The 23,739-nt window shown below is 65.3% G+C and carries 23 protein-coding genes; 18 read left to right on the top strand and 5 right to left on the bottom strand.

The window, feature by feature from the left end:
* Positions 1-73: 73 nt before the first annotated feature.
* The 5 genes from VSR34_RS09565 (at position 74) to cysM (ending at position 5,137) form a co-directional block, all read left to right on the top strand.
* Complete coding sequence (locus VSR34_RS09565) at positions 74-1,471, top strand: UDP-glucose/GDP-mannose dehydrogenase family protein (protein ID WP_028211699.1); 1,398 nt, start codon at positions 74-76, stop codon at positions 1,469-1,471.
* Positions 1,443-2,447, top strand: a complete 1,005-nt coding sequence (rfaE1, locus tag VSR34_RS09560; protein ID WP_154671194.1) for a D-glycero-beta-D-manno-heptose-7-phosphate kinase — start codon at positions 1,443-1,445, stop codon at positions 2,445-2,447. The genes VSR34_RS09565 and rfaE1 overlap by 29 nt, the downstream gene beginning before the upstream one ends.
* A gap of 105 nt (positions 2,448-2,552) precedes the next feature.
* Entirely contained in the window at positions 2,553-3,545 is a 993-nt protein-coding gene (gene rfaD, locus VSR34_RS09555) for an ADP-glyceromanno-heptose 6-epimerase (RefSeq protein ID WP_028211700.1), read from the top strand.
* A gap of 73 nt (positions 3,546-3,618) precedes the next feature.
* Positions 3,619-3,981 carry a helix-hairpin-helix domain-containing protein gene (locus VSR34_RS09550; RefSeq protein ID WP_342962382.1) on the top strand — a complete coding sequence of 121 codons (363 nt, stop codon included), beginning with the start codon at positions 3,619-3,621 and terminating at the stop codon, positions 3,979-3,981.
* Positions 3,982-4,234: 253 nt separating this feature from the next.
* Complete coding sequence (cysM, locus tag VSR34_RS09545; protein WP_342962381.1) at positions 4,235-5,137, top strand: cysteine synthase CysM; 903 nt, start codon at positions 4,235-4,237, stop codon at positions 5,135-5,137.
* Between the two features lie 75 nt (positions 5,138-5,212).
* Here cysM and mltB read toward each other — a convergent pair whose 3' ends face one another.
* On the bottom strand, positions 5,213-6,580 hold the full coding sequence (mltB, locus tag VSR34_RS09540) for a lytic murein transglycosylase B (RefSeq protein ID WP_081715972.1): 1,368 nt from the start codon (positions 6,578-6,580) through the stop codon (positions 5,213-5,215).
* Positions 6,581-6,788: 208 nt separating this feature from the next.
* Between mltB and VSR34_RS09535 the strand changes: the two genes are divergently transcribed.
* Both VSR34_RS09535 and VSR34_RS09530 read left to right on the top strand, forming a co-directional pair.
* The gene (locus VSR34_RS09535) at positions 6,789-7,715 is read left to right on the top strand and encodes a histone deacetylase family protein (protein WP_028211703.1); all 927 of its coding nucleotides are present in this window, start codon (positions 6,789-6,791) and stop codon (positions 7,713-7,715) included.
* Between the two features lie 54 nt (positions 7,716-7,769).
* Positions 7,770-8,582: an enoyl-CoA hydratase gene (locus VSR34_RS09530; protein WP_028211704.1), complete on the top strand. Its 813-nt coding sequence runs from the start codon at positions 7,770-7,772 to the stop codon at positions 8,580-8,582.
* Between the two features lie 14 nt (positions 8,583-8,596).
* Here the strand turns inward: VSR34_RS09530 and VSR34_RS09525 are convergent, their stop codons facing one another.
* Positions 8,597-9,505, bottom strand: a complete 909-nt coding sequence (locus VSR34_RS09525) for an alpha/beta hydrolase (protein WP_042289686.1) — start codon at positions 9,503-9,505, stop codon at positions 8,597-8,599.
* Between the two features lie 293 nt (positions 9,506-9,798).
* On the opposite strand from VSR34_RS09525, the gene VSR34_RS09520 reads away from it, so the two are divergent.
* From VSR34_RS09520 to VSR34_RS09495, 6 genes are all read left to right on the top strand, one after another.
* Entirely contained in the window at positions 9,799-10,833 is a 1,035-nt protein-coding gene (locus VSR34_RS09520) for a methionine ABC transporter ATP-binding protein (RefSeq protein ID WP_342962380.1), read from the top strand.
* On the top strand, positions 10,823-11,476 hold the full coding sequence (locus VSR34_RS09515; protein ID WP_028211707.1) for a methionine ABC transporter permease: 654 nt from the start codon (positions 10,823-10,825) through the stop codon (positions 11,474-11,476). The genes VSR34_RS09520 and VSR34_RS09515 overlap by 11 nt, the downstream gene beginning before the upstream one ends.
* A gap of 57 nt (positions 11,477-11,533) precedes the next feature.
* Positions 11,534-12,331 carry a MetQ/NlpA family ABC transporter substrate-binding protein gene (locus VSR34_RS09510; RefSeq protein ID WP_028211708.1) on the top strand — a complete coding sequence of 266 codons (798 nt, stop codon included), beginning with the start codon at positions 11,534-11,536 and terminating at the stop codon, positions 12,329-12,331.
* A 212-nt stretch (positions 12,332-12,543) separates the two neighbouring features.
* Complete coding sequence (locus VSR34_RS09505) at positions 12,544-13,293, top strand: electron transfer flavoprotein subunit beta/FixA family protein (RefSeq protein ID WP_028230526.1); 750 nt, start codon at positions 12,544-12,546, stop codon at positions 13,291-13,293.
* A 15-nt stretch (positions 13,294-13,308) separates the two neighbouring features.
* Positions 13,309-14,244 carry an FAD-binding protein gene (locus VSR34_RS09500; RefSeq protein ID WP_042289684.1) on the top strand — a complete coding sequence of 312 codons (936 nt, stop codon included), beginning with the start codon at positions 13,309-13,311 and terminating at the stop codon, positions 14,242-14,244.
* A gap of 222 nt (positions 14,245-14,466) precedes the next feature.
* Positions 14,467-16,254, top strand: coding sequence for an acyl-CoA dehydrogenase (locus VSR34_RS09495; protein WP_342962379.1), 1,788 nt, complete (start codon positions 14,467-14,469; stop codon positions 16,252-16,254).
* 77 nt (positions 16,255-16,331) lie between these two features.
* Here the strand turns inward: VSR34_RS09495 and VSR34_RS09490 are convergent, their stop codons facing one another.
* Positions 16,332-17,618: a D-amino acid dehydrogenase gene (locus VSR34_RS09490; RefSeq protein WP_342962378.1), complete on the bottom strand. Its 1,287-nt coding sequence runs from the start codon at positions 17,616-17,618 to the stop codon at positions 16,332-16,334.
* A gap of 178 nt (positions 17,619-17,796) precedes the next feature.
* On the opposite strand from VSR34_RS09490, the gene VSR34_RS09485 reads away from it, so the two are divergent.
* Both VSR34_RS09485 and VSR34_RS09480 read left to right on the top strand, forming a co-directional pair.
* Positions 17,797-18,285 (top strand): Lrp/AsnC ligand binding domain-containing protein, encoded by a 489-nt coding sequence (locus tag VSR34_RS09485; RefSeq protein ID WP_028212875.1) that lies wholly within the window; start codon positions 17,797-17,799, stop codon positions 18,283-18,285.
* A 113-nt stretch (positions 18,286-18,398) separates the two neighbouring features.
* Positions 18,399-19,565 carry a PA0069 family radical SAM protein gene (locus VSR34_RS09480; RefSeq protein WP_342962377.1) on the top strand — a complete coding sequence of 389 codons (1,167 nt, stop codon included), beginning with the start codon at positions 18,399-18,401 and terminating at the stop codon, positions 19,563-19,565.
* A gap of 17 nt (positions 19,566-19,582) precedes the next feature.
* Here VSR34_RS09480 and VSR34_RS09475 read toward each other — a convergent pair whose 3' ends face one another.
* Together VSR34_RS09475 and VSR34_RS09470 are read right to left on the bottom strand one after the other, a co-directional pair.
* A complete protein-coding gene (locus tag VSR34_RS09475) occupies positions 19,583-20,056 on the bottom strand; it encodes an NINE protein (RefSeq protein ID WP_342962376.1) in 474 nt (157 codons plus the stop codon).
* Between the two features lie 170 nt (positions 20,057-20,226).
* Entirely contained in the window at positions 20,227-21,300 is a 1,074-nt protein-coding gene (locus VSR34_RS09470; RefSeq protein ID WP_342962427.1) for a PQQ-dependent sugar dehydrogenase, read from the bottom strand.
* Between the two features lie 326 nt (positions 21,301-21,626).
* Between VSR34_RS09470 and rpsP the strand changes: the two genes are divergently transcribed.
* The 3 genes from rpsP to trmD all read left to right on the top strand — a co-directional run bounded on the left by rpsP (position 21,627) and on the right by trmD (position 23,582).
* A complete protein-coding gene (gene rpsP, locus VSR34_RS09465; RefSeq protein WP_028206744.1) occupies positions 21,627-21,890 on the top strand; it encodes a 30S ribosomal protein S16 in 264 nt (87 codons plus the stop codon).
* 103 nt (positions 21,891-21,993) lie between these two features.
* A complete protein-coding gene (gene rimM, locus VSR34_RS09460) occupies positions 21,994-22,746 on the top strand; it encodes a ribosome maturation factor RimM (protein WP_342962375.1) in 753 nt (250 codons plus the stop codon).
* Positions 22,747-22,814: 68 nt separating this feature from the next.
* Positions 22,815-23,582, top strand: a complete 768-nt coding sequence (trmD, locus tag VSR34_RS09455) for a tRNA (guanosine(37)-N1)-methyltransferase TrmD (RefSeq protein ID WP_342962374.1) — start codon at positions 22,815-22,817, stop codon at positions 23,580-23,582.
* The last annotated feature ends 157 nt before the right edge of the window (positions 23,583-23,739 follow it).

Raw genomic sequence — 23,739 nt, 5'->3', positions numbered from 1 at the left:
TAGCTAACCGGCCGTACCTAACCGGCCGTACCGCATTGTCATTTCAACACCAGCATCTGTTACCGGAGCGCCCATGAAGATCACCATTGTCGGTACCGGCTACGTCGGCCTCGTTACCGGTGCGTGTCTTGCCGAAATCGGCCACGACGTGTTTTGCCTCGACGTCGATCCACGCAAGATCGACATCCTCAATGGCGGCGGCGTGCCCATTCACGAGCCGGGCCTCCTCGAGCTCATCGCGCGCAATCGCGCGGCGGGTCGCATCACCTTCTCCACCGATGTCCCGGCAAGCGTCGAGCACGGCGAAGTGCAGTTCATCGCCGTGGGCACGCCGCCCGACGAAGACGGCTCGGCCGATCTCCAGTACGTGCTCGAAGCGGCGCGCAGCATTGGCCGCTACATGAACGGCTTCAAGGTGGTCGTCGACAAGTCGACGGTGCCGGTCGGCACGGCCCAGCGCGTGCACGGCGTGCTGGCCGAAGAGCTCGCGAAACGCGGCCTCGCGCATAGCGCGGACCATCGCTTCTCGGTCGTCTCGAACCCCGAGTTCCTGAAGGAGGGCGCGGCCGTGGACGACTTCATGCGCCCCGACCGCATCATCATCGGCCTCGACGATGATGATCACGGCAACGCCGCGCGCGAGAAGATGAAACGCCTGTACGCGCCGTTCAACCGCAACCACGAGCGCACCATCTACATGGACGTGCGCTCCGCCGAATTCACGAAGTACGCGGCCAACGCCATGCTCGCCACGCGCATTTCGTTCATGAACGAGATGGCGAATCTCGCCGACCGCGTGGGCGCCGACATCGAGTCGGTGCGGCGCGGCATCGGCTCCGATCCGCGCATCGGCTATCACTTCCTCTATGCGGGCTGTGGCTATGGCGGCTCGTGCTTCCCGAAGGACGTGCAGGCGCTGATTCGCACCGCCGCGGAGTCGGGCCAGCACCTGCGCGTTCTCGAAGCCGTCGAAGAGGTCAATCACAGCCAGAAGGAAGTGCTCGTTAAGAAGATCGCCAAGGTGTGTGGCGCGGACCTCACCGGCAAGCACTTCGCCGTATGGGGCCTTGCCTTCAAGCCGAATACCGACGACATGCGCGAAGCGCCGAGCCGCCGTCTGATCGCCGACCTGCTTGCGCGCGGCGCGACCGTAGCAGCGTGGGATCCGGTGGCGGCCGAGGAGGCGCAGCGCGTGTTCGCGCTCGATCTGGCCCACGCGCCCGAGCAACACGCGCGCCTCACGTTCGCTTCGAGCCAGGACGACGCGCTTATGGGCGCGGACGCGCTCGTGATCGTCACCGAATGGACCGCGTTCAAGGCGCCCGATTTTGCGCACCTGAAGAAGGTGCTCAAGGCGCCGCGGATCTTCGACGGACGCAATCTCTATGAGCCCGACACGATGGCGGAGCTCGGCATTGACTATCACTCGATTGGGCGGCCCCATGTCAATTTCACAAACTCCGCAGCCTGAAGCCGCGGCTGTGACTGCGCTCGCAACCCCGATCGCGCCAGAGGTGCGCGTCGTGCCGCGCGAGAAACTCGCTACCTCGCGCGTACTGGTCGTTGGTGACGTGATGCTCGACCGCTACTGGTTCGGCGACGTCAATCGCATCTCGCCTGAAGCGCCGGTGCCGGTCGTGCATGTGCAACGCAAGGAAGACCGCCTTGGCGGCGCGGCAAACGTCGCGCGCAACGCGGCCGCGCTCGGCGCTCATGCGGGCCTGCTATGCGTGGTGGGCCACGACGAACCCGGTGAGCGCATCATCGAGCTGCTGGGCGAGAGCAACGTGAACGCGTATCTCGAACGCGATCCCGCGTTGCCGACGACCATCAAGCTGCGCGTGCTTTCGCGCCAGCAGCAACTCCTGCGCGTGGACTTCGAGAACACACCCGCGCACGAAATCCTGCTCGCCGGCCTTGCCCGCTTCGACGCGCTGCTGCCCACGTACGACGTGATCCTGCTATCGGACTACGCGAAGGGCGGCCTCACGCATGTCACGCAGATGATTGCGAAGGCGCGCGCCGCAGGCAAGGCAGTGCTCGTCGATCCCAAGGGCGACGACTGGGAGCGTTATCGCGGTGCGAGCCTCATTACGCCGAATCGCGCGGAATTGCGTGAAGTGGTGGGCACGTGGAAGTCGGAGGAGGATCTCCATGCACGCGTGACGAAGCTGCGCCGCGAACTGCAGTTCGATGCGCTGCTGCTCACGCGCTCGGAAGAGGGTATGACGCTCTTTTCCGACGCCGGCGTGCTCCACGCCGCGGCCGACGCGCGCGAAGTGTATGATGTCTCGGGCGCCGGCGACACGGTGATCGCGACCGTCGCAGTCATGCTGGGCGCGGGCCTGCCGCTCGTCGAATGTGTCGCGCTCGCCAATCGCGCGGCTGGCATCGTCGTCGGCAAGCTGGGTACCGCCACCGTCGACTACGACGAACTCTTCCAATAACGTTGTGCACGCGAGCGCGCAGCGCTCGCGCCGCGGCCGGAATTTCCCGAGCGTTATTCCGGCGGGCTATCAACCTCGTGTGAACCTCGTCACCGCAGACCTATCATGACCCTCATCGTCACCGGCGCGGCCGGCTTCATCGGCAGCAACATCGTCAAGGCGCTGAACGAACGCGGCGAAGATCGCATCATCGCCGTCGACAACCTGACCCGCGCGGACAAGTTCAGGAACCTCGTCGATTGCGAGATCGACGACTACATCGACAAGACCGAGTTCGTCGAGCGCTTCGCGCGCGGCGATTTCGGCGACGTGCGCGCCGTGTTCCACGAAGGCGCCTGTTCGGACACGATGGAAACCGACGGCCGCTACATGATGGACAACAACTTCCGCTACAGCCGCGCCGTGCTCGACGCATGCCTCGCGCAGCGCGTGCAGTTTCTGTATGCGTCGTCGGCGGCGATCTATGGCGGCTCGACGCGCTTTGTCGAAGAACGCGAAGTGGAAGCACCGCTGAACGTGTACGGCTATTCGAAGTTCCTGTTCGACCAGGTGATCCGCCGCGTGCTGCCCACGGCGCAAAGCCAGATTGCGGGCTTTCGCTACTTCAACGTGTACGGCCCGCGCGAGACGCACAAGGCGCGCATGGCGTCGGTGGCGTTCCACAACTTCAACCAGTTCCGCGCCGAAGGCCGCGTGAAGCTGTTCGGCGAGTACAACGGCTATGCGCCCGGCGAGCAGACGCGCGACTTCGTTTCGGTCGAGGATGTGGTGAAGGTCAACCTGTTCTTCTTCGATCACCCGGAGAAAACGGGCATCTTCAATCTGGGCAGCGGCCGCGCGCAGCCGTTCAACGACATCGCGACGACCGTGGTGAACACACTGCGTGCGATGGAAGGTAAGCCCGCGCTCTCGCTCGCGGAGCAGGTCAAGGAAGGGCTGATCGAATACATCCCGTTCCCCGACGCGCTGCGCGGCAAGTACCAGTGCTTCACGCAGGCCGACCAGTCGAAGCTGCGCGCAGCGGGCTACGACGCGCCGTTCCTGACGGTGCAGGAAGGGGTGGATCGTTACGTACGTTGGCTTTCTGGCCAGGTGTAACGCAAAGCCGCGACTTCCTAAACTGGACTCTCCTCGCCGGCGATCGTCGCCGGCGTTTTCAGGGAGATCCAGCATGTTCCGAAAAGTCCTTGCGGCGGCCGCGCTCCTGGCCGTGTTCGGCCACGCCCTAGCGGCCGTCGACGTCAACACCGCGAACGAAGACGCGCTTCGCGGCATCAAGGGCATTGGGCCCGCGCGCGCCAAGGCCATTCTCGACGAGCGCGGTGCGCACGGCCCTTACAAGGATGCCGCCGACCTCGGCAAGCGCGTGAAGGGCATGGGCGGCCATACTGTCGAACGTTTGCAGGCCGAAGGATTGGCCGTCGGCCCGGCGAACGCCCAGGCGGCGCAGGCGAAAGTTGCACAGGCAACGTCTGCGAAGGCGGCCGCGCAGCCGGTTGCCCATCAGCCGCCTGCCGTGGCCGTCAAGAAGTAGGCGTCCTCTTGCGCTTTACCCCGCGCGTCGTGCGTCCTCGCGCACCGGCGTCACGGGGCGTCAGTCTCCTTCAGGTGTCGCCTCGGTGAACTTCACCCGCGACTTCGACCCGCGGCTCAGGCCGCGGGCTTTTTGCCTGCGTGGCGCCTCGCGCTTCAGCCTGCGGCCATACCGGCGTCATGGGTCCCCTGCGGTCGCTGGCCGCGTGGTTTAGAATCGACGGATCACGTCATCGCGCCTCACCGCCATTCCCATGCCCTACAAGACCATTGAAGACACGATCGGCAACACCCCGCTCGTGCAGCTCGTCCGCTTGCCGGACGATGAAATCCGCGCCCGCAACAACGTCATTCTGGCCAAGCTGGAAGGCAACAACCCGGCTGGATCGGTGAAGGACCGCCCGGCGGTCTCGATGATCCGCAAGGCCGAAGAGCGCGGCCGCATCAAGCCGGGCGACACGCTCATCGAGGCGACGAGCGGCAACACGGGCATCGCGCTCGCCATGGCGGCGGCGATCCGTGGCTACAAGATGGTGCTCATCATGCCGGAGGATCTGTCGGTTGAGCGCCGCCAGAGCATGGCCGCCTATGGCGCCGAAATCATGCTCACGCCGGTGAAGGGCGGCATGGAGTATGCGCGCGACCTCGCCGAGCAGATGCAGCGCGACGGCAAGGGCATCATCCTCGATCAGTTCGCCAACCCCGACAATCCGCTCGCGCATTACGAGGGCACCGGCCCGGAAATCTGGCGCGACACGGAAGGGCGCATCACGCACTTCGTGTCGTCGATGGGAACGACCGGCACGATCATGGGTACGTCCCAGTACCTGAAGGAAAGGAACCAGGCCATCGAGATCGTCGGCGCGCAGCCGGAGGAGGGCTCGCGCATCCCGGGCATTCGCAAGTGGCCCGAAGCGTATATGCCCAAAATCTTCGATCGCAGCCGTGTGGATCGCGTGGAGAACGTGAGCCAGGCTGCCGCTGAAAACATGGCGCGTCGTCTGGCCTCGGTCGAAGGCATCTTCGCCGGCATTTCGTCGGGCGGCGCGTGCGAGGTGGCGATGCGTCTCGCGCGCCAGGTCGAGAACGCGACCATCGTGTTCATCGTCTGCGACCGTGGCGACCGGTATCTGTCGACGGGCGTGTTCCCGGCCTGATCGAAGCCTCGATGCAAAAACGGCCTTCGGTGTTCCGAAGGCCGTTTCGTTTGTGCGGCTCGGCTCGCTGTCGCGTTATTGGTCTTGTCCCGCAGGCGTCGCGCCCGTGCCGCCTGCGTTGCCTGCGCCGCTGTTCGTGCCGTTGCTGCTATTGCCATTGGCGTTGCCGCCATTGACATCATTGGCACCGTTCGAACTGCCGGCATTGCCACCATTGCCACCACTGGCACGATTACCGTTCGACGGGCCCACGCCCACGCCCGGCTGCGTCGCCAGCATCTGCGCCTTCACGCGCAAGCCCAGCTGATAGACGGCGAGCGCGTAGAAGAAGCTGCGGTTATAACGCGTGAGCACATAGAAGTTCTTGAGCCCGAGCTTGTACTCCGTGCCTCGGCCCGGCGTGGGCAGGTCGATGACCGTGACGGGCGTGCTCGCCTCGGCGGCGATGTCGACGTCCGGCTGGTCCAGCACGAGACCTGAGCGCAGCAACTGGCTGAGCGGCCAGCGCGGTTCGGGCTTGCCGTCCGCGGCAGCCTGCGCAATACCCAGGCTACCCGCATCGGTGGCGATATTCCATACGACGGGGCGTCCCGTTTCCCAGCCGTTCTGCCGCAGATAGTTCGCCACGCTGCCGATCGCGTCGGCCTGGCTCCCGCGCAGGTCGATATGGTTGTTGCCTTCGTAGTCGACCGCGTACTGCACGATGCTGCTCGGGAGGAATTGCGGAATGCCGATCGCGCCCGTGTACGAGCCGAGCACCGACGACGGATCGATCTGCGCGCCGCGCGTCCACACGAGGTAGTCCTCGAGATTTTTGCGGAACGTTGCCATGCGCTCGGCGCGATTCGGTGTGTTCGGGTAGTCGAAAGCGAGTGTCGTGAGGGCGTCGAGCACGCGGAAATCGCCCATGTAGCGCCCGTAAATCGTCTCGACGCCGATGATGCCGACGATCACCTCCGGCGGCACGCCGAACTCTTCCGATGCGCGCTGCAGCGTGGCCTGGTTCGCGCGCCAGAAGCGCACGCCCGCATTGATGCGTACCGGGTCGAGGAAGCGCGCCTGATACGCGTGCCAGTTCTTGATGCCCGGCACGGGCGAGGGCGTGACGAGCTTCACGGCCGTCGCCGAATAGTTGGCGCTCGCGAACAGTGCGTGCAGCGCGGCGGGATCGAAGTCGTAGCGCGCCACCATGTCGTTGATGAAGCCGTCGACGTCGGGATTGTTCGCGTAGCGCTGCGGGACGATTTCCTCTTCGAACGTCTGGCCCGGGGTCGGCGTTTGCGGCTGTGCCTGCGCGAGCGTAAGCGGCGTCTGTCGCGTTTTCGGCGCGTTGGATTGCGCACGCACGGCACCGGTGCACAGCGACGCCGCCACGCAAAGCGCGAGTGCGAGGGTCGTGCGGCGTGGGCGGCCGGAGGCGGACAGGGCAGTGTTGAGCGTCATGAGCGAAGAGGGGGAGAGCGGGCCAGGAAGAACCCGGGCAGTATAACCGAGCGCCTGGCGGGAATTGGACCCCTGCGAGCGCGGCGGCGCCTGAGCGTCGGGTCGCTGTGGTAACGTGGTGACTGATGGCGCGCCAGCCGGCGCGCCGGCATACAAAAGACACAAGGAGACACGCGGCCGCGCCAGAAGCCCGCGGCCAGTGCGACTCATGACGACCGGTTTCTTCTCTCACCCCGACTTCCTGCTGCACGAGATGGGCGAATGGCATCCCGAATGTCCGGCGCGTCTGCAGGCCATCGAAGACCAGCTGATCGCCAGCCGCATCGCTGCGCTGATCGAGCGCGACGAATCGGCGCCGCTCGCGGCTGAGGCAGAACTGCTGCGCGTGCATACCCAGGCGCACATCGACTTCGTCCGCAACACCGCGCCCAGGGAAGGCTACGCGAGCATCGACCCCGACACGCTGATGAATCCGCACACGTGGCAGGCGGCGCTGCGCGCGGCGGGCGCGGCGATCGCCGCCACCGATGCCGTGCTCGCGGGCCGCTACGAGAACGCGTTCTGCAGCGTGCGGCCTCCCGGCCATCACGCGGAACCGGCGCGCGCGATGGGCTTTTGCTTCTTCAACAACGTGGCGATCGCGGCGCGCCATGCGCTCGAAGTCCACGGTCTGCAACGCGTGGCGATCATCGATTTCGACGTGCATCACGGCAACGGCACCGAAGCGGCGTTCGCGGGCGACTCGCGCGTGCTGATGTGCAGCTTCTTCCAGCATCCGTTCTATCCGTATACGGGTGCCGAAAATCCGGCGCCGAACATGGTGAATCTGCCGATCGCGGCGCGCACGAAGGGCATGGAAGTGCGCGAGGCCATCGACATCATGTGGCTGCCGCGCCTGCACGAGTTCAAGCCCGAGATGGTGTTCGTCTCGGCGGGCTTCGACGCGCACCGTGAGGACGACCTGGGGAACATGGGGCTCGTGGAGGATGACTTCGCCTGGATCACGCAACAGATCCGCACGATTGCGGCCCGCTATGCGAAGGGGCGCATCGTGAGCTGCCTCGAAGGCGGCTACAACCTCTCGGCGCTAGGGCGCAGCGTGGTCGCGCATCTGCGCGTGCTGGCGGATATCTAGGCGTCCCTCGGTGCCCCAGGCGGCGCGCACATCTGAACGAAGGAGACACGCATCATGAGCGCAAATCCCAGCGCATCGCCAGCGCAGGCCGAGGGCGCGCCGCTCGTCGAAATCGCGCATGACGCCTGGGGGGTGCCGGGCGTCGTGTGCCTCACGCTCAATCGCCCTGACGCGTTCAACGCGCTTTCCGAGGCGCTCATCGACGCGCTCCATGCCGAGCTCACGGCGCTCGCCGCTTCCGATGCGCGCGTCGTCGTGATCGCGGCGGCGGGCCGCGCGTTCTGCGCGGGCCACGATCTCAGGGAAATGCGCGCGGAACCTTCGCACGCCTACTACGCGAGGCTGTTCGAGCGCTGCTCGAAGATGATGCTGGCGATCCAGAAGATGCCGCAGCCCGTCATCGCGCGCGTGCAGGGCGTGGCGACCGCGGCGGGCTGCCAGCTCGTCGCGATGTGCGATCTGGCGGTCGCAGCCGATTCGGCGCGCTTCGCCGTGTCGGGTATCAACCTCGGCTTGTTCTGCTCCACGCCCGCCGTGCCGCTCACTCGCAATGTCTCGCGCAAGGCGGCCTTCGAGATGCTGATGACGGGCGAGTTCATCGACGCGGCGCAGGCGCAGCGCGAAGGCCTCGTGAACCGCGTGGTCCCCGCCGACGAACTCGACGGCGCCGTGACGGCGCTGGCCACGAGCATTTGCGCCAAGCCGCGCGAAGCGGTCGCGGCCGGCAAGGGCCTCTTTTACCGGCAGCTCGAAATGGGCATCGAAGCCGCATATCAGCTGGCCGGACAGACCATGGCCTGCAACATGATGACCGACCCCGCCCTCGACGGCGTCCAGGCGTTCATCGAAAAACGCAGCGCAAGATAACAGCGTCCGGCCGCTCAGCAGCGCGGGTCGATCCAGTCGATCAGCGCGCGGATCACGCGTTCGCGATCGAGGTCGTTGAGCGTTTCGTGATAGCTGCCTTCATACAGCGTGAGCGTGCGATCGGGCGATCCCACGTTCGCGCCGAATTCGCGGCTGCCTTCGGGTTCGGTGAGTTTGTCCGCGGTGCCATGCCAGACCAGCACGGGCACGCGCAATTGCGCGCGGCCCGCTTCGATGCGCTGCATCGCTTCGAGCAATTGCGCCCCCGTGCGGGCGGGAATCGCGCCGTGATGCACGAGCGGATCGGCGCGATTCGCTTCGACCACCGCGGGGTCGCGCGCGAGCAGCGCGGCGTCGATCTTCATGGCCGGGAAGCGCGGCCAGATTGCACTGATGATGCGGCTCGCGCCAATCATCCACGCGGGAACGTCGCGGCCCGGCGCGAGCGCCGCGCTCGAAAGCAGAAGGCCCGCCAGCGGCACGCGCGATTGCGGCAGGCGCTCGATCGCGTAGAGCGCGGCGATCGCGCCGCCCATGCTGTGGCCCATCAGGAAGAGCGGCGTGCGCGCACTGGCGCCCGCGGCACCGGCGGCGCACTGCGCGCTCGCGTAGGCGACGAGCGCCTCCACGTCGTCGAGATATTCGTCGAAGCGCGCGACCCACGTGCGGCGGCCGGGAGCGTGACCGTGGCCCCGCAGATCGATCGCATAGACATCGATGCCAGCGGCGTTCAGTCGCGCGGCGAGCGAAGCGTAACGGCCCGCGTGTTCCGCGAGGCCATGAACCAGCGCCAGCGCCGCACGCGGCGGCGCGTTCGAACGCCAGACGTAAAGCGGTAGTTCGACGCCGTCACGCGTACGCAATGTCGCCGGTTCGGTGGACCCGGTGGCGTGTATTGGGCCGCTCTGCTGACTGGTCTCCATCTCCCTCCCAGGCTCGCCGTTCATTGTCGGTATCGTTCTTCAGTGCGTGGCCAGGCAGTGTACGGCCTCTTGAGCCCCGGCGGCCTGCCGGCGGCCTCTAATGTCTCAAAGTCATGAAAGTATCGAAATTGATTATTAAAAGGAATTTTACATGCCAGGGTAAAATGCCGGCCTGAATCCAGTCCAGCAAACTAGCAAACGGCGGCTGTCTGCCGGCGCGACGCGTTTCCCGAAACCCAAAAGGGGCGGGCTACGTGAGCGGCGCGCGGCGCACCCGCCGTTTCGTTTTTTCCATGATCGAAATTCGAAACGTGTCCCAGCGCTTCGCCGGCCCACAAGGCTGGATCGAAGCGCTGCACAACGTCAATCTGACGGTTCCACCGGGCGAAGTGTTCGGCATCATCGGGCGCAGCGGCGCCGGCAAGAGCACGCTCGTCCGTACCATCAATCTGCTCACACGTCCAACCGAAGGCGATATCGTCGTCAACGGTCGCGCGCTGACGTCGCTTTCGTCCGGCGACCTGCGCGAAGCGCGGCGCGAGATCGGCATGATCTTCCAGCACTTCAACCTGCTGTCGTCGCGCACCGTGTTCGACAACGTCGCGCTACCGCTCGAACTCGCCGGCGCGAAGCGCGCCGAGATCGAAGCGACGGTGCTGCCCCTGCTCGAACTCGTCGGCTTGAGCGCGCAGAAGGACCGCTATCCGTCGCAGATCAGCGGCGGCCAGAAGCAGCGCGTCGGCATCGCACGCGCGCTCGCGAGCAAGCCGAAAGTGCTGCTCTCCGACGAAGCGACCTCGGCGCTCGACCCGGAAACCACGCGCGCCATTCTCGACCTCCTGCGCAAGATCAATCGCGAGCTGAACCTGACCATCGTGATGATCACGCACCAGATGGAAGTGATCAAACAGGTCTGCGACCGTGTGGCCGTGCTCGATGCGGGCCGTGTGGTGGAAAGCGGTCCCGTCATCGACGTGTTTCTGCAGCCGCGCCATGAAGTCACGCGTGCGCTGCTCGGCGACGTCATCGCCCAGGAGCTGCCGCCGGCGCTCAAGGCGCGCGTGGCCGAGCACCTCGCAAAAGGCAGCGGCCACTTGCTGCGTCTCGCGTTCAAGGGCACGGGCGTCGATCAGCCCGTGCTATCGGAGACGATTCGCCGCTTCGAACTCGATTTCAACATCCTGCACGGCCAGATCGACGAGATCCAGGGGCAGGCGTTCGGCTCGCTCGCGGTGCTCGCGGGCGGCGATCCGGTGAAGGTGGCGCAGGCCATCGCATGGCTGCGCGAGCAAGGCGTCGTGGTGGAGGAGCTGTCCCATGTGGAGTGAAATGTTCGACATGTTCGTCCAGTCGTTCTGGGAGACGCTCGTCATGGTGGGCATCTCGGGGCTCGTGGGCGCGGCCATCGGCCTGCCGCTCGGCGTGCTGCTCTATCTCACCGACCGCAATGGCGTGCTGCAGAACATCGCTGCGAATCGCGTGATGGGCGTGGTCGTCAACGCCGTGCGCTCGACGCCGTTCATCATCCTGCTCGTCGCCGTGATTCCGTTCACGCGTCTGGTGGTGGGATCGTCGATTGGTACGGCGGCCGCCATCGTGCCGCTCACCATCGCCGCTGCGCCGTTCATCGCGCGGCTCGTGGAAACGGCGCTGCGCGAAGTCGATCGCGGCCTCATCGAAGCCGCCCAGGCCATGGGCGCGAGCACGAGCCAGATCGTCTTCAAGGTGCTGCTGCCCGAGTCGCTGCCCGGCGTCGTGGCGGGGCTCACCATCACGTTCATCTCGCTCGTCGGCTATTCGGCGATGGCGGGCGCGATCGGCGGCGGCGGCCTGGGCGACCTCGGCATCCGCTATGGCTATCAGCGCTTCGAGCCTGAAGTCATGCTGATCGTCGTCGTGATCCTGATCGTGTTCGTGCAGCTCGTGCAGTCGTTCGGCGACTGGCTCGTGCGGCGCTTGAGCCACAAATAAGCCCCTGCAGCAAGCGTTCTTTCGATCGACACAACTCCACAAAACAAAGGTTTGGATATGCAACGACGTTTCGTGATCCGGTTCGCGGCCGCCCTGGGTGCGGCTGTGTTCATCGCACCGCTGGCGGCCCACGCGGACGACACCATCAAGGTCGGCGTGACGGGCGGCCCGCACGAGCAGGTAATGGAAGTCGTGAAGAGCGTGGCCGCGAAGAACGGGCTGAACATCAAGATCGTCGAGTTCTCCGACTACGTGCAGCCGAACGCGGCGCTCGCGGGCGGCGACCTCGACGCGAACAGCTACCAGCACGCACCGTATCTCGACGCGCAGGTGAAGGATCGCGGCTACAAGCTCGTGAAGATCGCCGATACGGTCACGTTCCCGATGGGCATTTACTCGAAGAAGATCAAGTCGCTCGCCGAGCTGAAGCCGGGCTCGCGTATCGCAGTGCCCAATGACCCGACGAACGGTGGCCGGGCGTTGCTGCTGCTGCAGAAACAAGGCCTCATCAAGCTGCGCAGCGAGGCAGGCCTGAAGGCGACGCCGCTCGACATCGTGGAAAACCCCAGGAAGCTGAAGATCGTCGAACTGGACGCCGCGCAGATTCCGCGCTCGCTCGACGACGTGGACGCCGCCGCGATCAATACCAACTTCGCGATGGAAGCCGGCCTGAAGCCGAAACAGGACGCGATCGCCATCGAGGATCCGAAGGGCCCGTACGTGAACATCCTCGCGATCCGCGAAGCCGATCGCAACAAGCCCTGGGTGGCGAAGCTGGTGGCCGCCTACCACTCGCCGGAGGTGAAGCAGTACATCGAAACGAAGTTCGGTGGCGCGGTCATCACCTCATGGTAAGCGCCCCTTTTTGCCATGAAATCAGCGATATTTTTCGGCGCCCGGGCTTGATGCCCGGGTTTTTTGCAACGTAAAATAGCACGATCGTTCGCTACCGACAGCCGGGTTGCGGCAGCGGTTGTTCGTGAAAATTGCTGGTGGCAGATCTGCCCTGCGGGGCTCTCGCTATAATGTCCGCCAGGTTGACGTATTCGTAACTTCGGAGCATGTGAATGAAAGTCCTTGTGCCAGTGAAACGCGTAGTCGATTACAACGTAAAGGTTCGTGTGAAGTCGGATGGCACGGGCGTCGACATTGCGAACGTGAAGATGTCGATGAACCCGTTCGACGAAATCGCCGTGGAAGAGGCGGTGCGCCTGAAGGAAGCGGGCGTGGCGACGGAAGTGATCGCCGTGTCCGCGGGTGTCGCGCAAGCGCAGGAAACGCTGCGCACGGCGCTGGCGATCGGCGCCGATCGCGCGATCCTGATCGAGTCGAACGAAGACCTCCAGCCGCTGGCCGTGGCCAAGCTCCTGAAGGCGCTGGTCGACAAGGAACAGCCGCAGCTCGTGATCCTCGGCAAGCAGGCCATCGACGACGATTCGAACCAGACCGGCCAGATGCTCGCCGCACTGGCGAACCTGCCGCAGGCGACGTTCGCATCGAAGGTCGTGGTCGCCGACGGCAAGGCAACGGTTTCGCGCGAAGTGGATGGCGGCGCGGAAACGCTGTCCTTGAAGCTCCCCGCAGTCGTCACGACCGACCTGCGCCTGAACGAGCCGCGCTACGTCACGCTGCCGAACATCATGAAGGCGAAGAAGAAGCCGCTCGAGACGATCAAGCCCGAGGACCTCGGCGTCGACGTCACGCCGCGTCTGAAGACGCTGAAGGTTGCCGAGCCGCCCAAGCGTTCGGCTGGCGTGAAGGTGCCGGACGTGAAGACGCTGGTCGAGAAGCTGAAGACCGAAGCCAAGGTGCTGTAAGGAGAGCAGACGAAAATGACGAATCTGGTTATTGCAGAACACGACAATCAGTCGATCAAGGCCGCAACGCTGAACACGGTTGCCGCAGCACAGAAGATTGGCGGCGACGTGCACGTGCTGGTCGCGGGCCACAACGCACAGGCCGCAGCAGACGCGGCAGCAAAGATCGCAGGCGTTGCGAAGGTGCTGCTCGCCGATGCGCCGCAACTCGAACAGGGTCTCGCCGAGAACGTCGAAGCGACGGTCCTGAGCATCGCAAAGAACTATTCGCACATCCTGGCTCCGGCAACGGCAGCGGGCAAGAACGTCACGCCGCGTATCGCCGCGAAGCTCGACGTCGCGCAGATCAGCGACATCACGGCAGTCGATTCGCCGGACACCTTCGAGCGTCCGATCTATGCGGGCAACGCGATTGCAACGGTTCAATCGGCCGATGCAATCAAGGTCATCACGGTCCGCACGACGGCGTTCGATGCCGTCGCGGCCGAAGGCGGCAGTGCGGCGGTCGAGAAGCTCGAAGCGGCAGCAGACAGCGGCCTCTCGCAGTTCGTCGGCCGTGAAGTCACGAAGCTCGACCGTCCGGAACTCACGAGCGCGAAGATCATCGTCTCGGGTGGCCGGGGTCTGGGCAGCGGCGAGAACTACACGAAGGTGCTGGAGCCGCTCGCGGACAAGCTCAATGCAGCACTCGGCGCATCGCGCGCCGCCGTGGACGCGGGCTTCGTGCCGAACGACTACCAGGTCGGCCAGACCGGCAAGATCGTCGCGCCGCAACTGTATGTGGCCGTGGGCATCTCGGGCGCGATCCAGCACCTTGCAGGCATGAAGGACTCCAAGGTCATCGTCGCGATCAACAAGGACGAAGAAGCGCCGATCTTCAGCGTGGCCGATTACGGTCTCGTTGGCGATCTGTTCACGCTCGTGCCGGAACTCGTCAACGAACTCGGCTGAAGCTGGCCGGTGAAATACGCTACCGGGCGCTGCGAAAGATGAACGACCTCGCGGCGTGAGACGAAGCTACAAAGGGGCGCCGCGGCGCCCCTTTGTCATTTGGACGGCGTAGGCTGGATGTGGCCAGATCCAGGCACCATGGTGTCAACACTGGCCGTGCATTGCATGGGAGCGGACCCAGCGCTCGAGCGCCCGGTCCGGTCGACACACGAGGAGACTGCCATGTACCAGGCGCCCACGAGCGACATGCTGTTCGTCATGAAGGAGTTGGCCGGCCTCGAGGAGATCGCGAAGTTGCCGGGCGGCGAGGATGCCACGCCCGAAACCGTCGAAGCCGTCCTGCAGGGGGCCGCGAAGCTATGCGGCGAAGTGCTGGAGCCGCTGAACGCCGAAGGCGATCGCAATCCGAGCCGCTGGGAAGGCGGTAACGTGCACGCGACGCCAGGGTTCAAGGAGGCGTTCCGGCAATACGTGGAAGGCGGCTGGCAGGGCGTGCAGCATCCTCAGGAATACGAAGGACAGGGCTTGCCGAAGCTCGTCGGTACGCCGTGCATGGAAATGCTCAACGCGGCGAATCTCTCGTTCGCACTGTGCCCGCTGCTTTCCGACGGCGCGATCGAAGCGCTGCTCACCGCCGGCAGCGAAGCGCAAAAGCAACGCTTCGTGCCGCGGCTCATCTCGGGCATCTGGACCGGCACGATGAATCTCACGGAGCCTCAGGCCGGTTCGGACCTCGCCGCCGTGCGCACGCGCGCCGAGCCGCAAGCCGACGGCACCTACAAGCTGTTCGGCACGAAGATCTTCATCACCTGGGGCGAGCACGACATGGCGGAGAACATCGTCCATCTCGTGCTCGCGCGCACGCCCACGGCGCCCGAAGGCGTGAAGGGCATTTCGCTCTTCGTCGTGCCGAAGTTCCTCGTCAACGAAGATGGCTCGCTCGGCGCGCGCAACGATGTGCATTGCGTGTCGATCGAGCACAAGCTAGGCATCAAGGCGAGCCCGACTGCCGTGTTGCAGTTCGGCGATCATGGCGGCGCGATCGGACAGTTGATCGGCGAGGAGAACCGCGGCCTCGAGTACATGTTCATCATGATGAACGCGGCGCGTTTCGCCGTGGGCATGCAGGGCGTGGCCATTTCGGATCGCGCCTACCAGAAGGCGCTCGCCTATGCGAAGGAACGTGTGCAAAGCCGCCCGGTGGACGGTTCCGCGAAAGCGGCGGTGACCATCATCCATCACCCCGACGTGCGGCGCATGCTCGCGACCATGCGCGCGCTCACCGAAGCCGCGCGTGCGCTCGCCTATGTCGCGGCGGGGGAGAGCGACCGCGCGCACGGCGATCCCGACGAGGCGGCCCGCGCTCGGCATCAGGCGCGTTACGAGTACCTCGTGCCGATCGTGAAGGGCTGGAGCACCGAGCTTGCGCTGGAGGTGACGAGCCTCGGCGTGCAGGTGCACGGCGGCATGGGCTTTATCGAGGAGACGGGCGCGGCGCAGTTCTACCGCGATGCGCGCATCCTGCCCATCTACGAAGGCACGACGGCGATTCAGGCCAACGATCTCATCGGGCGCAAGACGCTGCGCGACGGCGGCGCGGCGGCGCAGGCCCTGCTCGCCGATATCTCGCAGACCGTGGACGCGCTCGGCGCACAGCAAGGCGCGGCGTTCGAGTCGATGCGCAAGCACCTCGCGCTCGGCAAGGACGCGCTGGCTTCGACCGTGGATTTCGTGCTGGCGAACGCGAAGCGCGATCCCAACGCCGTGTTCGCGGGCAGCGTGCCGTATCTGAAGCTCGCGGGAATCGTGCTGGGCGGCTGGCAGATGGCGCGCGCCATGCTCGCCTCGCAGCGCCTCATGCACGACGATCCGAAGTTCCACGGCGCGAAGATCGCCACGGCGCAGTTCTTCGCGCAGCACGTGTTGCCCCAGGCGGTGGCGCTCGAAGCGGCGATCGTCAGCGCGAACGGCAGCGAAGGCGTGCTGGCGCTGGCGGAGGATCAGTTCTGACGACGTCCGCCCATTCGCGCGCCCAATGAAACACGGCGCCCTCGAGGCGCCGTGTTCTTTCACGCACAGAGTCTGGCTCAGGCGTAAGCCGGACGATGCGCGCCCTGCGTGGCGCCGAGGTAGCGGTGCACCGAAAGGTCGTCGGCGCGGATGGCGGGCTGCTTGCCCGAGATCAGGTCGGCGAGCAGTTGGCCCGAACCGCACGACATCGTCCAGCCGAGCGTACCGTGGCCCGTGTTCAGGAACAGGTTCGGGATCGGCGTGCGGCCTACGACCGGCGTGCCGTCCGGCGTCATCGGGCGCAGACCGGTCCAGAAGGTGGCCTGGGTCGTGTCGCCGCCGCCCGGGAACAGGTCGTTCACGCACATTTCGAGCGTTTCGCGACGCGCCTGCTTGAGCGTCTTGTCGTAGCCGACGATCTCGGCCATGCCGCCCACGCGGATGCGGTCGTCAAAGCGCGTGATCGCGATCTTGTAGGTTTCGTCGAGCACGGTCGAGACGGGTGCGGCATCGGCGTTGACGATCGGCGCCGTGATCGAGTAACCCTTGAGCGGATACACGGGGATCTTCACGAGACCTGCGAGCATCTTCGTGGAGAACGAACCGAGTGCGACCACATACGAATCGGCGCGCACGAGTTCGGCGCCGCATTGCACGCCCGCGATGCGATCGCCCGACATGACGAGGCCGTCTACCGGCGTGTTGTAGCGGAACTTGACGCCCAGTTGTTCGGCCATCGCGGCGAGGCGCGTGGTGAACATCTGGCAGTCGCCGGTTTCGTCGCCCGGCAGGCGCAGGCCGCCCGTGAGCTTGCCCGAAACCGCGGCGAGCGCCGGTTCGGCGCGGCCGAGTTCGGCTGCGGTGAGCAGTTCGTACGGAACGTTGGCGTCCTTCAGCACGGCGATGTCCTTCGCCGCGCCTTCGAATTGCTGCTGCGTGCGGAACACCTGCAGCGTGCCGCCCGTGCGGCCTTCATACTGGATGCCCGTGTCGGCGCGTAGCGCCTGCAGGCAATCGCGGCTGTATTCGGCGAGGCGCACCATACGGCCCTTGTTGAGCGCATAGCGTTCGGTCGTGCAGTTCTGCAGCATCTGCCACATCCACTGCAACTGGAATTTCGTGCCGTCGAGCCGGATGGCGAGCGGCGCGTGCTTCTCGAACATCCATTTGATCGCCTTGAGCGGCACGCCCGGCGCGGCCCACGGCGCGGCGTAGCCCGGCGAGATCTGGCCGGCGTTGGCGAAACTGGTTTCGAGCGCGGGACCGGCCTCGCGGTCGATCACCGTGACATCGTGGCCCGCGCGGGCGAGATACCAGGCGCTGGCCACACCGACCACACCACTGCCCAGGATGACGACTCGCATAGCTGCTCCATATAGATTCGTGGGGGCTATGCCGCGTTGCCGGGAGCCCGAAGCGCGGTGTTGTGGCACCGATAGGGCGGAAGGCACGAAAATCCGGGTATAGCCAGTATTTGCAGCTATACTATTGCGGTACGTCCAGGTTTTGTTATCGTATTTTTCAGGTTTTCAGGATTAAATCATGAGAACGCAGCGCCAACCGGTCCGCGCGCTCGACCGGCTCGATCACCGCATCCTCAAGCTGCTCCAGGAAGACGGCCGGATGGCCATGAAGGACCTGGCGGAACAGGTCGGGCTTTCGGTCACGCCGTGCATCGAGCGCGTGAAGCGCATGGAGCGCGACGGTGTCATCACCGGCTACTACGCGCGCGTGAATCCGTCGGTGCTGGGGGCCGCGCTGCTCGTGTTCGTGGAAATCACGCTCGACCACAAGAGCGGCAACATGTTCGACCAGTTTCGTCGCGAGGTGCAGAAGATCCCCGAGGTGCTCGAATGTCACCTCGTGTCGGGTGACTTCGACTATCTCATCAAGGCGCGCATTGGCGAGATGGCCGACTATCGCAAGCTCCTCGGCGACATCCTGCTGCAGCTGCCGGGCGCGGTGCAGTCGAAAAGCTACGTGGTGATGGAAGAGATCAAGGAGACGCTGACGATCGCCGTGGGTGAATGACGAGGCGTGCGAGGCAACTGAAAGCGCCCCGTTTTTAGGACTCGACAACGCGGCTCGATACTGTATATTTGTACAGTATCGAGCCGCGTTTCCCTGTCTGTTCCGCCTTTGCCGTGAGCGATTCCCGTCACCCCGATCCCGATGCCGATCCCGCTACCTGGTACCCCATTGCGCCGCCCACGGCACGCAAGGGGCGCGGTGCGGTCACGAACCTGCAAGGGCGCTACGAAGTCGACCAGCGTGTAGCCTTCGACGACGGATGGCAGCACCCGGGCGGCGAGGCGCCCGATGGCGAGCAAACCGTCGAGCCCGCGCTGCGGACCGAAGTTTTCGAGGAACGCGCGAAAAGCATCCTCACGCGCAACCAGTCGCCGGACATCCCGTTCAACGTCTCGCTCAATCCCTACCGCGGTTGCGAGCACGGCTGCATCTACTGTTTCGCGCGGCCCACGCACAGTTATCTCGGCCTCTCGCCGGGGCTCGACTTCGAAAGCCGCATCTACGCGAAGGTCAACGCGCCCGAACTGCTCGCAAGGGAGATCGCAAAGCCGTCCTACGAGCCTGAGCCGATCGCGTTGGGCGTGAACACCGATGCCTGGCAACCCGTCGAGCGAGAACTGCGCATCACGCGGCGCGTGGTCGAGGTGCTGGCCGAGCGCCAGCATCCGTTCGCGGCCATCACGAAGTCCTCGCTGATCGAGCGCGATCTCGACCTGCTCGCGCCGATGGCCGCGCGCAAGCAGTTCATGGCCGCGATCACGATCACCACGCTCGACGCCGAACTCGCGCGTTCGCTCGAACCGCGCGCGGCCACGCCGGCGCGACGGCTGCGCACGATCCGCACATTGGCCGAAGCGGGCGTGCCGGTGGGCGTGAGCATCGCGCCGGTGATCCCGTTCGTGACCGAGCCCGACATGGAGCGCGTGCTCGAAGCCTGCGCCGAGGCTGGCGCCACGAGCGCGAGCTACATCGTGCTGCGCCTGCCATGGGAAGTCGCGCCGCTCTTCCAGGACTGGCTGGCGGCGCACTTTCCGCAGCGCGCCGAGCGCGTGATGAGCCGCGTGCGCGACATGCGCGGCGGCAAGGACTACGAGTCGGCGTTCTCGCAGCGCATGAAGGGCACGGGGCTCTGGGCCGATCTGCTCAAACAGCGCTTTCACAATGCCGTGCGGCGGCTCGGGCTCAACGAGCGGCGCCACGGCATTCTCGACATGTCGGCGTTCGTGCAGGCTAGAGCGGTGAAAGCGGTGAGCGAAAAACCGCAGCTCGACTTGTTCTGAGCGAATGGCGCAGCCGCTTACTGCGATATCGCCTTCGCGGCTTCGACCTGGGATTCGAAGTACGTCTGGAAGGAGAGCGCGAGGCCCGTCATCAACAGGAACGCGCCGATCAGCAAAGAGAAGATCACCACGAAGATCACCGTCCAGCCCGAGCGGCTCGTCCGGCCTTTCTCCACGAACGATGCGTTGAACTGTGCATCCCATCTGTTGTCGGGGCGCAGGCCGTAGACGATCGCCGCTAGAAAGGCCGAGAGCACCGACACGGCGCCGATCATGGCGAGCACCCAGCCGGGAATCGATGCGCGTTCGGTCGCGGCGAGCAACATCACGCCGGGAATGCCAATGAGCGTGCCGAACAGGTGGGCCCATCCCCACACGTCGCGCGGGCCATACAAATAGAAGCGGTGTGCGCCGAGGCTGCCGAGCAGGAAGGCGAGCGCGGCCGTGAGCGTCTTGGAGCGAAAGCGTGCTGGGTTCTTTGGATTGGTCATGGGCAAGAGCGAGACGTGGTCGTTCGGCCGTCATGGGCGCATAGCGTCATCGCACACAGGCCGCCGCGCATTGTATGCCGCACGCCCCGCTTGCAGCACGAGCGCTCGCTCATGTACGGCACCCTACCAGTGCCGGTACCAGTGCCTGAGCGCCCCGCCGCGCACGGGCCTTATTTGCTGTAAGTCACGCGATAGATCGCGCCTGCATAGTCGTCGCTGATCAGGAGCGAGCCGTCGGTCAGCGGCAGTACATCGGCGGGCCGGCCCCACTGGGTCTCGTCGGCGTTGAGCCAGCCTTGCGCGAACACTTCTTGCCGGGCGTTCGTGCCGTCCGGGTTGGCGCTCACGCGCACCACGCGGTAGCCGATCTTCTTGCTGCGATTCCACGAGCCGTGCTCGGCGATGAAGATGCTGTTCGCGTAGTCGGCCGGGAACATCGGGCCGCTATAGAAGCGCATGCCGAGCGACGCGACGTGCGCGCCGAGCCGGGCGACCGGGGGCGTGAAGCCGCTGCACGGATGGCCCGCGCCGAACTCGGGGTCGGCCACATTGCCACCGTGGCAATAGGGAAAGCCGAAGTCCTCGCCCGTGTGCGAGAGGCGATTGAGCTTGTCGTCGGGGACGTCGTCGCCGAGCATGTCGCGGCCGTTGTCGGTGAACCAAAGCTCGTGCGTCTGCGGATGCCACGCGAAGCCAACCGAGTTGCGCACGCCGCGCGCGATAGTCTCGTAGTGGGAGCCGTCGGCATCCATGCGGCCGATCATCGCGAAATGCATGCGCTGAGGGTCGCTCACGGGGAGGCAGACGTTGCACGGCGCGCCTTGCGGCACATAGAGCTTGCCGTCGGGGCCGAACGCGATGAATTTCCAGCCGTGGTGGCGCTCGGCTGGCAGGGCATCCGTGACGACGACGGCCTTGGGCGGATTGTCGAGGTGATGGTCGATGTCGTCGAGGCGCACGATCGACGAAACCGCCGAGATATAGAGCGCACCGTTGTGCCATGCCACACCGACAGGCATCGTGAGCCCCGAGGCCACGACATGGCGCTTGCCGACCTTGCCGTTCTTCAGTTCGAGCGCGTAGACGTCCCCCTGAAAGCTCCCTACATAGAGAATACCGTTGCTCGAGAGCGCCATTTCGCGCGCGGCGGGCACGTCGGCGGTGAGCACTTCGATGTGAAAGCCCGGCGGGAGCTTGATGCGGTCGATGGGAAGCGCCGCCCAGGCGAGCGGCGCAGCGAGCAGGACGGCGGTAAAGGCGAGCCATGCCGCGACAAGGCCTTGGCGCCTGGCCGGGGCGCGGAGCGCCGAAAAAAGAGCGCTAACAGGCACGCCGCTGCCGTTACGGCGATATAGCCATTGCACGAGTTGTCCGAAAGTCGCCAAAATTCGCTCCAAGGCCCGCCCGTGCTGGGCATGGGCCGCGGTTGGGCCGCGCGTTTGCTGTCGTCTCGCGCCGCTTTCCGCGCGGGTGCGCGCAATTTCCCGTTAAGTGTTTGTTATGCCTCCAGTTTCGGGCTATAATCGCATGTTTCAGTAGTCCCGAACCCCCGGTTTTCAAGGATTTTAGTATGGTCATCATCCGTCTGGCACGCGGCGGCTCGAAGAAGCGCCCGTTCTACAACATCGTCGCCACCGATTCGCGCAACCGTCGCGACGGCCGTTTCATCGAGCGCGTGGGCTTCTACAACCCGGTCGCAACGAAGGGTGAAACGCTGCGCATCGCTCAAGATCGCGTGACGTACTGGAAGGAAAACGGCGCGCAAATGTCGCCGGCCGTCGAGCGCCTCGTGAAGGAAGCGCAAAAGACCGCCGCCGCTGCGCCGGCTGCTTAAGTCTTTTCAAGCGGTTTTTTCAAGCGTCTTTTCAGTCTGTTGTCACCGCGTACGCGCTGCATGATCGGCGTGTGCGATATCAAGCTGGTCGCAGGGGGTGCCGATGTCCGCGCATGACGCCAAATCTGCCGTAGAGGCGAACGACGCGTCGGAAGGCGGGGCGCCCAAAGCTGTGGCCGGCGAAGCCGGAAAGGCCGCGACCCGCGGCGCGCCTTCCTTTGGCGCGTTCGTGCGCAAGCCCGCGCGCGAGAGCGCCGCGAAGGTTGCCGGCGCCGCCGAAGGGTTGCGCGCCGAAACCGGGTCGAGCTGGCCCACCGACGCCGTCGAAGTCGGCGCCGTGATTGACGCCTATGGCCTCAAGGGCTGGCTGAAGATCGCGCCGCACGCGCAGGACGGCAGGGCTCTGCTTTCGGCCAGACGCTGGTGGCTGCTCAAGGGCCGCGAAGGCCAGGCGCATCGCGAGCGTCATTCCGCGCTGCGCGTGAGCGCCAAGGTTCACGGCGACAGCGTCGTCGGCCAGCTTTCGGGCGTGGCCGACCGCGACGCCGCGTTGCTGTTGCGCGGCGCGCGCGTGTACGTGAGCCGGGCCGAATTCCCGGCGCCCGCCGCCGATGAGTATTACTGGGTCGACCTGATCGGCCTCGACGTCGCCAACGAGGCGGGCATCGAGCTCGGCAAGGTCGCCGACCTGATCGACAACGGCGCGCAGTCGGTGTTGCGCGTGACGTACCCGTCGGTGGACAAGGACGGCAAGCCGGCTACCGGCGAGCGTCTGATTCCCTTTGTCGGCGTGTTCGTGAAAACGGTGGACCTGGCGGCGAAACGTATCGTCGTCGACTGGGAAGCCGACTACTAGAGCAACACGGCGGCAGCACTATGGGAACGCCGCGCGCCTTGATTCAATTTCGCTGAACGGAGAGAGCGATGCAATTCGATGTCGTTACGCTCTTTCCCGAGATGTTCCGTGCGCTGACCGACTGGGGCATCACGAGCCGGGCGGCGAAGCAGCAGCGTTACACGTTGCGCACGTGGAATCCGCGCGATTTCACGACCGACAACTATCGCACGATCGACGACCGTCCTTACGGCGGCGGCCCTGGCATGGTCATGCTGGCCAAGCCGCTCGAAGCGGCGATCGGCGCGGCGAAAGCCGCGCAGGCGGAGCAGGGCGTCGGCGCCCCGCGCGTGCTGCTGATGTCGCCGCAAGGCAAGCCGCTCACGCACGAACGCGTCATGCGGTTCGCGCAGGAGCCGGGTCTCGTGATGCTGTGCGGCCGCTATGAAGCGATCGATCAGCGTCTCGTCGACCGCTGCGTGGACGAAGAAGTGAGCCTCGGCGACTTCGTGCTCTCGGGGGGCGAATTGCCCGCGATGGCCTTGATGGACGCCGTGGTGCGCAATCTGCCCGGTGTGCTGGGCGACGCGCTCTCGGCGGTGCAGGACAGCTTCGTCGACGGTTTGCTCGACTGTCCGCATTACACGCGCCCTGAGGAATACGATGGCGTGCGGGTGCCCGATGTGCTGCTAGGCGGCCATCATGCGGAAATCGAGCAGTGGCGCCGCCGCGAGGCGTTGCGCAACACGTGGAACAAGCGGCCCGATCTGATCGAGCGGGCCAGAAAGAACAAGATGTTGAGCCGTGCCGATGAGGCGTGGCTCGCTAGTCTCGCGAAGGGCGCGAACGAAGCGTAATGCTTCGGGCGTGCGCGACGCGGGGCGTCAAGGCGGTGCCGCTTCATGCGTGAACGGCGCCAGTTGTGAATCCATCCTCTATCGGGGCCGTAGTTGCCGGGTTTCTAGCGAACTCGGGCACAGGTACGAACGCCGACAAGATGGCATAAGGAGCAAT

The sequence above is a fragment of the Paraburkholderia sp. JHI2823 genome, from assembly GCF_038900695.1.
GTDB lineage: Bacteria > Pseudomonadota > Gammaproteobacteria > Burkholderiales > Burkholderiaceae > Paraburkholderia > Paraburkholderia mimosarum.
Note: the sequence above shows the minus strand (reverse complement) of the source record. Positions and strands in the feature narration are given on the sequence as shown.